At 66.1% G+C, this 13,162-nt stretch carries 9 protein-coding genes and 1 tRNA gene; 6 read left to right on the top strand and 4 right to left on the bottom strand.

Annotated features, from left to right (window positions below; all coding sequences use genetic code 11):
• Nucleotide 1: 1 nt before the first annotated feature.
• Nucleotides 2–574 carry a DUF2585 family protein gene (locus NNY25_RS00050; protein ID WP_265569314.1) on the bottom strand — a complete coding sequence of 191 codons (573 nt, stop codon included), beginning with the start codon at nucleotides 572–574 and terminating at the stop codon, nucleotides 2–4.
• A 65-nt stretch (nucleotides 575–639) separates the two neighbouring features.
• Here NNY25_RS00050 and NNY25_RS00045 point away from each other — a divergent pair, with 65 nt between their 5' ends.
• Nucleotides 640–1,608 (top strand): magnesium transporter CorA family protein, encoded by a 969-nt coding sequence (locus NNY25_RS00045; RefSeq protein ID WP_265569313.1) that lies wholly within the window; start codon nucleotides 640–642, stop codon nucleotides 1,606–1,608.
• Here NNY25_RS00045 and NNY25_RS00040 read toward each other — a convergent pair.
• The gene (locus tag NNY25_RS00040) at nucleotides 1,605–1,781 is read right to left on the bottom strand and encodes a hypothetical protein (RefSeq protein WP_265569312.1); all 177 of its coding nucleotides are present in this window, start codon (nucleotides 1,779–1,781) and stop codon (nucleotides 1,605–1,607) included. The two genes, NNY25_RS00045 and NNY25_RS00040, sit on opposite strands and share 4 nt — an antisense overlap.
• Before the next feature lie 223 nt (nucleotides 1,782–2,004).
• Here NNY25_RS00040 and acnA point away from each other — a divergent pair, with 223 nt between their 5' ends.
• Entirely contained in the window at nucleotides 2,005–4,677 is a 2,673-nt protein-coding gene (gene acnA, locus NNY25_RS00035) for an aconitate hydratase AcnA (protein WP_265569311.1), read from the top strand.
• A 3-nt stretch (nucleotides 4,678–4,680) separates the two neighbouring features.
• Nucleotides 4,681–5,094, top strand: coding sequence for a rhodanese-like domain-containing protein (locus NNY25_RS00030; protein ID WP_265569310.1), 414 nt, complete (start codon nucleotides 4,681–4,683; stop codon nucleotides 5,092–5,094).
• Here the strand turns inward: NNY25_RS00030 and ygfZ are convergent.
• Entirely contained in the window at nucleotides 5,091–5,789 is a 699-nt protein-coding gene (ygfZ, locus tag NNY25_RS00025) for a CAF17-like 4Fe-4S cluster assembly/insertion protein YgfZ (protein WP_265569309.1), read from the bottom strand. The genes NNY25_RS00030 and ygfZ overlap by 4 nt on opposite strands.
• Before the next feature lie 45 nt (nucleotides 5,790–5,834).
• On the opposite strand from ygfZ, the gene pyrC reads away from it, so the two are divergent.
• Nucleotides 5,835–6,878: a dihydroorotase gene (pyrC, locus tag NNY25_RS00020; RefSeq protein ID WP_265569308.1), complete on the top strand. Its 1,044-nt coding sequence runs from the start codon at nucleotides 5,835–5,837 to the stop codon at nucleotides 6,876–6,878.
• Here pyrC and NNY25_RS00015 read toward each other — a convergent pair.
• Complete coding sequence (locus tag NNY25_RS00015; RefSeq protein ID WP_265569307.1) at nucleotides 6,875–7,639, bottom strand: Crp/Fnr family transcriptional regulator; 765 nt, start codon at nucleotides 7,637–7,639, stop codon at nucleotides 6,875–6,877. The two genes, pyrC and NNY25_RS00015, sit on opposite strands and share 4 nt — an antisense overlap.
• A gap of 135 nt (nucleotides 7,640–7,774) precedes the next feature.
• Here NNY25_RS00015 and NNY25_RS00010 point away from each other — a divergent pair.
• Nucleotides 7,775–7,867 (top strand) — tRNA-Ser (locus tag NNY25_RS00010).
• 463 nt (nucleotides 7,868–8,330) lie between these two features.
• The coding region (locus NNY25_RS00005) for a beta strand repeat-containing protein (protein ID WP_265569306.1) at nucleotides 8,331–13,162 on the top strand (4,832 nt) is incomplete at its 3' end.

The raw sequence follows: 13,162 nt of genomic DNA, 5'->3' as shown, positions 1-13,162 counted from the left end.
GCTAGAAGAGCGAGCCGCCCGACTGCCAGTCGAGCACCCATTGCTGCGGCGCGATCAGCATCAGGCTCGAGAAGAACAGGTTGTTGCGGATCGCGATCGCGGCCGCGACCTCGGCGATGACGATGAAGGCGATGCTGGCCCACAGCGGCAACTTGCGCGCGAGCAGGAATCCCAGCGACATGAAGGCAAGGTCGGCCATCGAGTTGACGACGCTGTCGCCATAATAGCCGACCTCGATGGTGACCGAACGATAGCGCTCGAGCACCGTCGGCGAATTCTCGACGATCTCCCACAGGCCCTCCAGCATCACCGCCCACAAGAAGCGATGCTCGACCGGGCGCTTCCTCGCGACCAGCCAGAATAGGCCAAAGAAGAGGAAGCCGTGGATCATGTGGCTGGGAGCATACCAGTCGGCGATCATCTGGCTCGTCTTGGGGCTCGACGCTCCGCCCGCCCATAGCTCGATCGTTCCGCAGGTGCAGGTCAGCGGCTGGCCCATGCCTAGCAGCACCGCCGCGGTGGCGGCGGCAAGAAGCAGGGCGACGAGCAGGTAGGGGAGGCGAACGCGGACCATGGCGTTCGGGCTATCCGCGATATTGGCGCTTGCCAAGCGGCTTTGCGCGTCCCAGCACTGGCGCCATGTTGCGCTGCTTCCTGATCGACGGTGAGCCCGCCAGCGATACGGGCTGCGACGAGGAGGCTCTCGCGCGGGCGCAATGGATCGACTGCCTCGACGCGACCGACGAAGAACGCGCGCGGGTCGCGGCGGCGGTCGGACGCAGCCTGCCGAGTCTCGAGGACCTAGCCGAGATCGAGCCGTCGAGCCGCCTCTACGAGGAGGACGGCACGCTGTTCCTCACCTTGTCGGTGCTGTTCGGGGTCGATGCGCGCCAGCCCCAGTCGGGCCCGGTCGGCTTTCTCCTGTCGGGCGACCGGCTGGTGACGATCCGCGCGGTCGACCCCAAGCCGTTCGCCACCTTCCTCAACCGCCTACACGCCGAACCCGAGGCCTATGCGGGGCCGGCGGGCGTGATGGTCGGGCTGATCGACGCGATGGTCGACAGGCTCGCCGATCAGCTCGAGACCGCGAGCGAGGAGATCGAGGCGGTCAGCCGCCGTATCTTCGAACATGACAGCGACGCGCGCTCGCCCGAGCTCAAGCTGGAGGCGCTGATCCTGCGGATCGGGCGAGTCCAGCAACTGCTCTCCAAGGTGCGCGAAACGTCGATCTCGACCGGGCGACTGCTGAGTTTCTTCGGCGCGCGCCGGCGCATCCGCGAGGACGGGGAACTGGCGGAAGAAGTGCGGGCGCTGGCGGGCGACCTCAAGGCGCTCGACGAGCACACCAACTTCCTGTCCGACAACATCACCTTCCTGCTCGATGCCGCGCTCGGGCTGATCGGGGTGCAGCAGAACGTCGTGATGAAGATCTTCTCGGTGGTCGCGGTAGTGCTGATGCCGCCGACGCTGGTCGCGGGGATTTACGGCATGAACTTTCGCCACATGCCCGAACTCGACTGGCCGTGGGGATATCCGCTCGCGATCGGACTGATGCTGGCGAGCGCGATCCTGCCGTACCGGTACGCGCGCTCGCGAGGCTGGCTCTAATGTTTCGTGATCGGCAGGCCTTCGCGCTGCCGCTTGATCCGCGCCAGCGCCTCGTAGGCGAGTGCGAGATGGCCGGCGACGCGCGCGGCGCGTCCGCCATTCTTGTGATCGGCGGCCCCCCTGGCCTCCTTGGCCCGCCGCTCGAAATAGGAGCTGTCACGGCCTGTCATCATGGTCGGCGACCATAGCAGAAAAGTTGCGCGAGGTTAAGGTTCACTCCCTCCGTTCGTCGCATCCTCCCGCGCACCGGGCGAAGAATCGCGGAACGCGGAGGCGTGCTCGCCCTTTGTCAATTCGAGCCGAGGCTGCTAGGGGCGCGCACGCCGCCCGGATTCCCTCGGGCGCACCCGATATTTCCGCTTCGTACCCGTATCAGATGAAGGACTAGAACAGGCGATGATCCGCACCGGTCAAGACAGTCTCGGCACCCGCACCACCCTCGACGTCGGCGGCAGGAAAATCGCCTATTATTCGCTCGCCAAGGCGGGCGAGAAGATGGGCGACGTGTCGCGTCTTCCCTTCTCGATGAAGGTGCTGCTGGAGAACATGCTTCGCTTCGAGGACGGGGTGACGGTCACCACCGACGACGTCCAGGCGATCGTCGACTGGCAGAAGGACAAGCGCATCAACCGCGAGATCCAGTATCGCCCCGCGCGCGTTCTGATGCAGGACTTCACGGGTGTCCCCGCGGTGGTCGATCTCGCCGCGATGCGCGACGGCATCAAGGCGCTCGGCGGCGATCCGCAGAAGATCAATCCGCAGGTTCCCGTCCACCTCGTCATCGACCACTCGGTGATGGTCGACGAGTTCGGCACACCGGTCGCCTTCGAAGCCAATGTCGAGCGCGAGTACGAGCGCAACAAGGAGCGCTACGAGTTCCTCAAGTGGGGATCGAAGGCGTTCGACAATTTCAAGGTCGTGCCGCCGGGCACGGGCATCTGCCACCAGGTCAATCTCGAGCATATCGCCAAGGCGATCTGGTCGGACGAGGACCAGGGCGGCGAAACCGTCGCCTATCCCGACACGCTCGTCGGCACCGACAGCCACACGACGATGGTCAACGGCCTGGGCGTGCTCGGCTGGGGCGTCGGCGGGATCGAGGCCGAAGCCGCGATGCTCGGCCAGCCCATCTCGATGCTGGTCCCCGAGGTGGTCGGTTTCCGCCTCGACGGCGCGCTCAAGGAAGGCATGACCGCGACCGATCTCGTGCTGACCGTCACGCAGATGCTGCGCGAGCGCGGCGTCGTCGGCCGCTTCGTCGAATTCTACGGCCCGGGCCTCGACGCCCTGAGCCTCGCCGACCGTGCGACCATCGCCAACATGGCGCCCGAATATGGCGCGACCTGCGGCTTCTTCCCGATCGACGAGCGCACGCTCGACTATCTCCGCCTGACCGGACGCGGCGACGACGTCCCGCTGGTCGAGGCCTACGCCAAGGCGCAGGGTATGTGGCGCGACGCCGCGGCCCCCGAGCCGGTGTTCACCGACACGCTCGAACTCGACATGTCGAGCGTCATGCCGAGCCTCGCCGGCCCCAAGCGCCCGCAGGATCGCGTGCTGCTTTCCGACATGGCGAGCGAGTTCAACAAGCTCATCGACACGCAGTACGAGGGCGGCACCGGCCAGGTCGCGGTCGAGGGCGCGGACTATACGGTCGGCGACGGCGACGTCGTGATCGCCGCGATCACCAGCTGCACCAATACCTCCAACCCGAGCGTGCTGGTCGCCGCTGGTCTCGTCGCCAAGAAGGCGCGCGAACTCGGCCTGACCCGCAAGCCGTGGGTCAAGACTTCGCTCGCCCCGGGCAGCCAGGTCGTCACCGACTATCTCGACGCCGCCGGCCTCAGCGACGATCTCGACGCGATCGGGTTCAACCTCGTCGGCTATGGCTGCACCACCTGCATCGGCAACTCGGGTCCGCTTCCGGGGCCGATCTCGAAGGCGATCAACGACAACAACCTCGTCGCCTGCTCGGTGCTGTCGGGCAACCGCAACTTCGAGGGCCGCGTCAGCCAGGACGTGCGCGCCAACTATCTCGCCTCGCCGCCGCTGGTGGTCGCCTATGCGCTGCTCGGCAACACGCGCGAGGACATCACCACCTGTGTCATCGGCCAGGACAAGGACGGCAACGACGTCTACCTGAAGGACATCTGGCCTTCGAACGACGAGGTGCGCGCGCTGGTCGATGCGCACGTCCATTCGGAAATGTTCTCGGCGCGCTATGCCGACGTCTACAAGGGCGACGATCGCTGGCAGGACATCGCGGTCACCGGCGGCGACACCTATGACTGGCCGGCCGGTTCGACCTACATCCAGAACCCGCCCTACTTTCAGGGCATGGCGATGGAGCCGGGCGCGCTGACCGATATCGCCGACGCGCGCATGCTCGCTTTGTTCGGCGACAGCATCACCACCGACCACATCTCGCCTGCGGGCGCGATCAAGGCGGACAGTCCGGCGGGCCGTTACCTGCTCGACCACCAGGTCCCGCGCGCGGAGTTCAATAGCTACGGCGCGCGCCGCGGCAACCACGAGGTGATGATGCGCGGCACCTTCGCCAACATCCGCATCAAGAACCGCATGCTCGACGGGGTCGAAGGCGGCTTCACCAAGGGCCCCAACGGCGAGCAGATGGCGATCTACGACGCCGCCATGGCCTACCAGAACAACGCCACTCCGCTAGTCGTGATCGGCGGCAAGGAATATGGCACCGGCTCGTCGCGCGACTGGGCGGCGAAGGGCACGATCCTCCTGGGCGTCAAGGCGGTCATCGTCGAAAGCTTCGAGCGCATCCACCGCTCCAACCTCGTCGGCATGGGCGTGCTTCCGCTCCAGTTCCAGGACGGCGAGAGCGCGGGGACCTTCGGATTTGACGGGTCGGAGAGCTTCTCGATCGCGGGGCTGGCCGATCTCGAGCCGCGTCAGGACGTCGAAGTGGTCGCCAAGCGCGCTAACGGCGAGGAAGTCCGCTTCACCGCGCGCTGCCGCATCGACACCTATAACGAGCTCGAATATTTCCGGAATTCGGGCATCCTGCACTACGTGCTGCGCAATCTCGCAAAGGCCTGATCGATGATCCGTCTGCTGCCGCTCGCTCTTCTCGCCTCCCTCGCTTCGTGCGGGGACCGTGAAGGGCGCGCGGCGGCAGCCACGGTCGAGACCGCGCAGCCGGCGGCGGTCAGCGTCGCGACCATCGCGCCGACCGAGCTGGCGGCGCTGCTGGAGGCGGGCGACACGAAGCTCGTCGATGTGCGCACGCCCGAAGAGTTCGCCGAGGGCCATATCGAAGGCGCGGTCAACCTCCCGCTCGACACGTTCGACCCGGCGGCGCTCGATGGTGACCAGGTGGTCCTCTACTGCCACTCCGGACGGCGCTCGGCCGAGGCAGCAGCCAAACTGGCAGAGCATCGCGGCGAGGAAGTCGTCCACATGGACGGTGGGATCACCGCCTGGACCGACGCGGGCCTGCCGGTCGTCACTCCCTAGGCGGACAACGCCTTTTCCAGCCAGTCGGGAACGATCGCCTGTTCGGGCACCGCGTCCTTGCGCGCATGGACGACCGACAGGCCGAGGTCGGGATAGGCCGCGCGGGCCTTGTCGTGCGCGCCGTCGATGACGAACAGGCGGCGATTGACCTTCGAGCGCCAGTTCATGCGCGCGGTATTTTCCTGGCCGACGAAGCAGCCTTTCTTGAAGTCGACGCCATTGAGTTCGCCCGCATTGCATTCGAGCCAGAGGAGGTCGCCCAATTCCGCGCGGCCTTCGCATACGCCGAGGCGAAGGCGGTGTTCGTGCCAGCCGGTGGCGGCCTCGCCCGCCGGGGCGAGCCAGCGGCGGCCGAGGGCTTCGAGGCGGGGATCGGATACGCCTTCCTCGCCCTCTTGCGACCAGTGGACCGCGAGTGCGTCCTCCGGCGTGATCGCGATGTTGCGGCGCAGGCGGTAGAGGCCGAGGCGGGTGGCGAGGTCGCCGGCCGCGTCGGCTTCGCAGTCGAGCAGCAGGTCGTCGCCCTCGCGCCAGACGAGGAAGTCGAACAGGCACTTGCCCTGCGGGGTGAGGAGCGCCGCCCAGACGGGGAGGTCGCCCGCCACGTCGTTGGTGACGAGGCCTTGGAGGAAGTCGGTGACGCCGTCGCCCGACAGGCGAAGCAGCTTGCGGTCGGTGAGGGTGGTCGCGGCCATGGGGTTGAGCTAGGGAGCGCGCGACACTTTCGCAATGGGACGATCATGACCGCCGAGACGATGCGCCTCACCATCCGCCGCCCCGACGACTGGCACTTGCACTTGCGCGACGGCGCGATGATGGCGGGCGTGTTGCCTTACACGGCGCGTCAGTTCGCGCGCGCGATCGTGATGCCCAACCTTGCCCCGCCGGTGACAACGCCCGATGCCGCCGACGCCTATCGCCAGCGTATCCTTGACGCGCTGCCCGAGGGGATGGATTTCACCCCGCTGATGACCTGCTACCTGACCGACGAGACGGTGCCGGGCCAACTCGCCGACGGGTTCCAGCGCGGCAGCTTCGTCGCGGCCAAGCTCTATCCTGCGGGCGCGACGACCAATTCCGCGCACGGCGTGACCGACATCGCCAATATCCGCGCGGTGCTGGCCGAGATGGAAAAGCAGGGCATGGTGCTGTGCGTCCACGGCGAAGTGACGCGCGCCGACGTCGACGTGTTTGACCGCGAGGCCGTGTTCATCGAGGACGTGCTGATCCCGACGCTTGCCGATTTCCCGGGCCTCAAGGTCGTGTTCGAGCATATCACGACCAAGGATGCGGTCGATTTCGTGCTCGCGGCAGGGGACAATGTGGCGGCGACCATCACCCCGCAGCACCTGATGCTCAACCGCAACGCGCTGTTCGAGGGCGGGCTCAGGCCGCATGCCTACTGCCTTCCGGTGGTCAAGCGAGAGGAGCATCGCCGCGCGGTGCGCCGCGCCGCGACCGGGGGGAGCCCCAAATTCTTCCTCGGCACCGACAGCGCGCCGCACGCCCGCCACGCCAAGGAAAGTTCGTGCGGATGCGCGGGCATCTTCAACGCGCCGTTCGCGCTCGAGACCTATGCGACCGTGTTCGAGGAAGAGGGCGTGCTCGACCGGCTCGAGGCGTTCGCGAGCGTGCACGGCCCGGCGTTCTACGACCTACCGCTCAACGAGGGGACGGTGACGCTGGAGAAGGCGCCGGCGATGGTGCCCGACGCGGTGCAAGCGGGCGAGGAGACGCTGGTCCCATTCTGCGCGGGGATGACGCTGGGCTGGCGGCTCGCCTAGGCTTCGCAGGACGCGATCCAGCTCGACTCCTTGCTGCCGAGCACCTTGCGGAAATGCTTGTGGACGCTCGCGTAGCATTCGCACGAGCGGTGCTCGAGTTCCTCGCGATCCTTTACCGTGATGACGCCTCGGCGGTAGGAGATAAGCCCTTCGGCCTGGAGCTGGCGCGCGACCGCGTTGACCGTGGTGCGCTGGACGCCGAGCAGGCCGGCAAGCGCTTCCTGCGTCAGTTCGAGCCGGTCTCCCGAACGATCCTGCGCGGTCAACAGCCAGCGCGCGGCGCGGCATTCGATCGGGTGGAAGGCGTTGCACGCCACCGACTGCATCACCTGCGCGAGGAGATAGTCGGCGTAGCGGCAGTAGAGGTCGCGCATGAACAGGCTGTCGCGCTTCAGTTCCTCGACGATGTGCATCGGGATCTTGAGTGCGGTCCCCGCAACCTGGACCTCCGAGCGCGTATAGGCGGGAAGGTCGCCGCAGCTCACGATGCCGCCGATCGCGCCTTCCTGTCCGATCGAGGCGACCTCGACGCGGCGCTTGTCGTCGAGATCGACGAGCAGCGAGATCATGGTCGGCTTGTAGGGAAAGAAGGTATATTCGACATTGTCGCCGCTGGCGAAGAGGATGTCGCCGACCTCGAGCATGACGTGCTTGCCATGCGGCTCGAGCTTTTCGCGCAGCCTTTCCGGCATCATGGCGAGGAGCAGGTTTTCCGAGAAGCGGATGCCGTCGTCGAGTTCGACATCGGGGGAATAGGGCATGGGTGAACTCCCGCCAGAAACGGGAGCGAAGGACGCATCGCTCCCCTGTTGGCGTGTCAACGAGGGGAAAAGCCAAAAGCTCCCCATTGAACAAGGTGGAAAGCTTCGCTAAGTCGCGCCTCCTAGCCGGGCTCCGGAGACGTGGGTGAGTGGCTGAAACCACCGGTTTGCTAAACCGGCGTACGGGTAAATCCCGTACCGAGGGTTCGAATCCCTCCGTCTCCGCCAGTGCGCGCTTGTCCCCTTCTCGCGAATCGCCACGGGTCGCGCGGCCGCCGCGCAACGCTCGTCGTCGACCATTATCGCGCCTGCTTTTACCGCTATTTGACACTCGCTGCTTAGGACGACCTTCAGATCAGAAGCGGCCCCGCCAACACGGCGCCGCCATACGGCACGAACGGGCCCGGGAGGAAACTCCCGGGCCTTTTTGCAGGTGTTGCGCCAAAGTTACATCATGCGAGCGACATCCTGGGGCCGCGCGCGGCAGAATCCCGGACTTCGACGAAAAAGGATGCCGGATCAGCGGCTTAATCAATCGGTCGAAAAGAGGCGTCAGCTTAACGCAGGTTATTGCGAATTACGCCGCCCCGCACTATTCGTGGGAGCATGTAATGGCGACTTTTCCGTCCCTTTCGGAAATGCCGTGTGTATTTTTCGGGCCGAGATCACGGCCCAAACAGGGGAATTTTAAATGGCGACCAAGACGCGTAGCACGCTGCTCACGGGTGTTTCTCTGGCGGCGGTGGGCATCCTTGCCCCGACCCATGCTCTGGCACAGATCGTGGCGACCCACGCCCATCCCGATCCCGGTGTCTATACCGGCGTCAACACCAGCAACGACCTGGTGGTGGTCGGCGGGCTCGGCGGCACCGACACGGCGGCGGTCTATGTATGCGACAATGCCGACGCATTCTGCGGTGTCGTCGATACCAGCAACGCGGTGGCCAGCAGTCTCATCGTGCAGGTCGATAGCGGCACGAGCGGCGATCTCCAGATGATCCTCACCGACGTCGAGTTGGGCGCGATCGCGGGCACGGTGTCCGATGTCGCGACTGCGAACGCCGCCATCGGCTGGGCCATCGACCAGGGCTATGTGGCGACGACCGCGTCGGCCGTCGCCAATGTCGCGCTCGACGTGAATGGCAATGCGCTGATCCATGCGCTGGCGAGTGCGAACAACACCGAAGGCACCGCCGACGCGTACGCCGAAGTGGACGGCATCAACGAGTGGGCCTACGGGCAGGGCGATCTCAACGCCGATCTCCATGTCGGGCCGGCCACCGCATCGGGCACGACCGATGCCAGCCTCGCGTTCGTGGCGACCGCGATCGCCAACGGAACGAACCTGGCGGACGCCGACGCGAATGTCGATTTCGGCATCTATGTCGGCGTGACCGCAGTGGGCGCCGGCGAGACGAGCGGCCATGCGGGCATTCTCAACGACGGGACGCTCACGATCGGTGCGGCCGCCATCGCGAATGCCGACAGCGAAGCCTATGCGTCGGCAGTCATCGGCTACGGCATCGATAACGAAGCCCGTTACAGCCTGATGGACCACGGCGAAGTGTCGATCGTCAACAACGGCACGATGAACTTCTCGGCGCTCGCGACCGCAGACGGCGGGACCGCACGCGCCGATGGGCATGTCAATAGCGCCATGTACCAGCTCGCCGCCGGCGTGGACGACGCCGACGCTTCGCTCGTCAATGCCGGTTCGATCGACGTGAACGTCCAGGCGGACGCCGAGGCTGGCAACAAGGGCGCGTGGGCCTACGCCGACGCGGACATCGATCACCTCCTCTACCAGGACGTCACCTCGATCGGTTCGGGCAACGCGCTGATCGACAATGACGGGACGATCGCGGCGCACGTCAGCGCGTTCGCGGAAGGCTCTGACGCGCAGGCTTATGCTCAGCAGTCGTTCGGCTTGAACGACGCGCTGATCCGGCAGGACGTCGAGGCCGCGACTGCGGCCGGCACGATCGCCAACAGCGGCACGATCAGCGCCGTCTTCGTCGCCGAAGCCATCGGCGGTTCCTACGCGCGCGCTTCGGCAGATGCGTGGGGCGTTGCGGTCCAGAATATCGACGGCGGCAGCGCCGCGTCGGCCAACATGACCAATGACGGCACGATCGCCGTCGTCGCCGACGCCGATGCGATCGTCGGGACGGCCGACGACCTGCGTTCGGGCGATGCGCGGGCCGATGCACGCGCCTGGGCCCTGTGGCAGCAGGTCGACGGGCCGGTCGCCAACGGCACGTTCGTCAACAATGGCGTGATCTCGGTCCACGCGATGGCCGACGCCGCGGCGGACGGGGCCATCACGGGCGACGTCTTCGCTGGCGGCGTGTACCAGGAAGTGAACGGCTCGACCGTCGCGGCGGTCATGTCGAACAACAGCATGATCGACATCTATGCGATGATGCACGCTTCGGGCGCGCATGCTGTTGCCGATGCGTCGGTCACGGCCGGCATGTCGCAGGTCGCCGAAGGCACCAGCATCGATGCCGACATGGTCAACAACGGCACCATCCAGATGAGCGCGATCGCCGAGGCGACCGGTTCGCTGACGACGCTGACGGGGCCGTTGACCGCGCCGGTGACGATCACCTACGGCGATGCGTCGGCCTATGCCATCGGCTCCAATGCGTTCCATCAGTACGCGGACGGTTCGGCCGTCGACGCGTCGATGGTCAACAACGGCATGATCAGCCTGAACGTCGATGGCGACGCGAAGGCGGCGTACATCGCCTACGTCGAAGCTTACGGCTCGGCCATCGTCGACCAGTATGTCAACGCGACGTCGGGCCATGCGGTCATCAGCAACGCCGGCACGATCATGGGCTCGGCGAACGCCAGCGCGATCGGCTCGGGCGCGTCGGCCTACGCCTCGATCGTCGCGATCGACCAGTATGCCGAGGGCAGCCTGCTCGATGTCAGCCTCGCCAATGGCGGGATGATCGACATCGCGGCGGCGGCGTTCGCTTCGGCCACCGAGGGCTACCGCGAGGCGGTCGCGTACGCGACTGCGGCGCGCCAGTACATCAACGGCAGCGAGGTCAACGGCGCCGTCGTCAATAGCGGGACGGTGCTGGTCGATGCCATGGCCACCCTTAACGCGCCTGACGGCTTTGCCGAGGCGACGGCCATCGGCCTTCTCCAGTATTTGTCCGCTTCGACGGCTGCTGCCCAGATGACCAACGCCGGCATCGTCTCTCTCGAGGCGATCGCGAAGGCCTCGGGCACGGGTGTCATGGCGGACGCCGAGGCGAGCGATGCGCTGTACCAGCACATCGATGCCGACAACGCGTCGGGCGTGATGTACAACAGCGGCTCGGTCTACATGCACGCGAGTGCATCGGCGAACGGCTTGGACGTCATGGCCTATGCCGATGCGAACGACGCCATGAACCAGCTGATTCACGGCGGTGCAGCAGCATTCGCGTCGCTCACCAACAGCGGTTCGGTGACTGCGATGGCTAGCGCGCATGCGGTCGGTGTCGGCACGTCCGAAGTCGGCACGGGCACCACCGCGACCACCATTACCTTCGGGAACGCCTGGGCCTATGCCGATGCGCAGCAGGGCATCTACCAGGAGGCTTCGGCAGCAGGAACGGCGTCGGCCTTCCTGTCCAATTCGGGCGGCGTATTCGCATCTGCCTTCGCCGATGCGTCGGCGGGCGACTACGCCTTCGCGTCCGCAGACGCGACGGGCATCGAACAGGAAGTGTACTCCTATGGCAGCATGGCCGTGGGCGAACTCTATAATGGCGGCCTCGTCTGGGCGAGCGCGACTGCCAATGCACTGGGCGGTGATGTCGCGCGCTTGTACGCGGACGCCGAGGGCATCAACCAGAATGTGGACGGCGGAAGCGGAGGTTCGGCAAGTGCCTACCTCAGCAACAGCGGCACCGTGCTGGCGATCGCGTCCGGTCACGCCACGGGCACGTCCTATGTGGATGCCAATGCCTACGCGCGCGGAATCGACCAGCGCGCCTTTGGCGACCTGTCCGCCGTCGCGGTGATGACCAACAGCGGCTATATCGAAGCGGCGGCCAATGCGTTCGGCTCGCACAGCGGATCCGAAGGCTATGTCGAAGCCTACGCGACCGGTGCCGTCCAGGAAGTGGGGCCGTACTGGTTCTCCAGCGCAACGGGCGACTACGCGATGGATTTCGCCAATAGCGGTACGATTTCCGCGCTTGCGACGGCGTCGCTGGTCGGCGGCGGCAGGGCGTTCGCCGGCGGTTATGGCTATGTCGGCCGCCTCTACGACGGTACGTTCGGGTTCGACAATGACGGCCTGATCAACGTGGCGGCGCAGGCGGTCGCGACCTCGGGCGGCGCAGGTGCCTACGCAACGGGCGTGCAGATCAATGCGCTCGGCACCACGATCGACTTCGGGACCCTGACCGGCACGTCGGACGACGTGGTCATTCCGGCGACCCTGTCGGGCGATCTTGTCAACACGGGCAACATCACGGTCGCGGCGGTCGCCTCGGGCGTGCTGACGTCGGACACGACGCCGGTGCTCACGACCTCGGGTCCGGGGACGGCGATCGCGTCGACCCTGACGACCTACACGGCACTTTCGTTTGCCAGTGCGGTCGGCGTGCACCTCGACGGTGCGCTGGTCGATGCGAGCGTCACCAACTCGGGCACGATCATGGTCGATGCCTGGACGGCGAACGGCGATGCGGCCGATGTCGGCGGCCTGGCGAATGCCTATGGCGTGCTGGTCACGGGCGCCGCAGAAGGTGCGACCCCGACGACCGAGACGTTCGTGTTCACGAACGACGGCGGGATGATCCAGTCGCGTGTGTCGGGTGACGGGGGTGCGACCTTCGCGCGCGGCTTTGCGGTGGACGTCAGCGATGCGCCCAACGCGTCGATCCTCAACCTCTACGGCGAGGGCGACATTTACGGGCACATCCACCTGCAGGACGGCGACACGGTCAATGTCGAGATGGGCGAGACCAGCTTCGACGGTCTGTTCAACCCCGACATGGAGCTGGTCGGCGACCTCGTCATCGGCAATGGCGGCGCGCTGTTCCTGCGCGACGATCCGCACCGTACCGACAACATGTACGACGGCCCCTCGGGCGGCTGGCTCGACACGCTCACGATCGAGGCCGACGGCACGATCATCTACGAGCTGCCGACCTGGTCGGACGCGGCGACGGCGGAGGCGAGCTACTCGCAGCTGTTCGTCAACACGGCCAACCTCGACGGGACGCTGCTGATCCGCCCGAACAGCGAGAACGGCCTGTATGACGATGCGTACTTCTTCGACAACGTCATCAAGACCACCAACGATGCGGATGCCTCGTCGCGCAACGGCATGTTCGACACGTGCGCGATCGACAGCGGCATCACCCTGTTCCTCGAACTGGAGTGCATCTACGATACCTCGGGCAACGTCGACCTGGGTCTGGAGCGCGTCCGCTTCGACGACTTCGACTTCGACACGCAGAACCAGCTGAGCACGGCGGGCGCGATCGAGTGCTTCTACGGCCTCGATCT

It is taken from the genome of Sphingomicrobium nitratireducens, from assembly GCF_026157035.1.
GTDB classification, from domain to species: Bacteria; Pseudomonadota; Alphaproteobacteria; order Sphingomonadales; family Sphingomonadaceae; genus Sphingomicrobium; species Sphingomicrobium nitratireducens.
The sequence above is the reverse complement of the archived record's forward strand: the minus strand, read 5'-3'. Positions and strand labels throughout refer to the sequence as shown.

Coding starts and splice junctions, on each gene's coding strand:
- NNY25_RS00050 (WP_265569314.1), bottom strand. CDS start 574: ATGGTCCGCGTTCGCCTCCCCTACCTGCTCGTCGCCCTGCTTCTTGCC.
- pyrC (WP_265569308.1), top strand. CDS start 5,835: ATGACCGCCGAGACGATGCGCCTCACCATCCGCCGCCCCGACGACTGG.
- NNY25_RS00030 (WP_265569310.1), top strand. CDS start 4,681: ATGATCCGTCTGCTGCCGCTCGCTCTTCTCGCCTCCCTCGCTTCGTGC.
- ygfZ (WP_265569309.1), bottom strand. CDS start 5,789: ATGGCCGCGACCACCCTCACCGACCGCAAGCTGCTTCGCCTGTCGGGC.
- acnA (WP_265569311.1), top strand. CDS start 2,005: ATGATCCGCACCGGTCAAGACAGTCTCGGCACCCGCACCACCCTCGAC.
- NNY25_RS00015 (WP_265569307.1), bottom strand. CDS start 7,639: ATGCCCTATTCCCCCGATGTCGAACTCGACGACGGCATCCGCTTCTCG.
- NNY25_RS00045 (WP_265569313.1), top strand. CDS start 640: ATGTTGCGCTGCTTCCTGATCGACGGTGAGCCCGCCAGCGATACGGGC.
- NNY25_RS00040 (WP_265569312.1), bottom strand. CDS start 1,781: ATGATGACAGGCCGTGACAGCTCCTATTTCGAGCGGCGGGCCAAGGAG.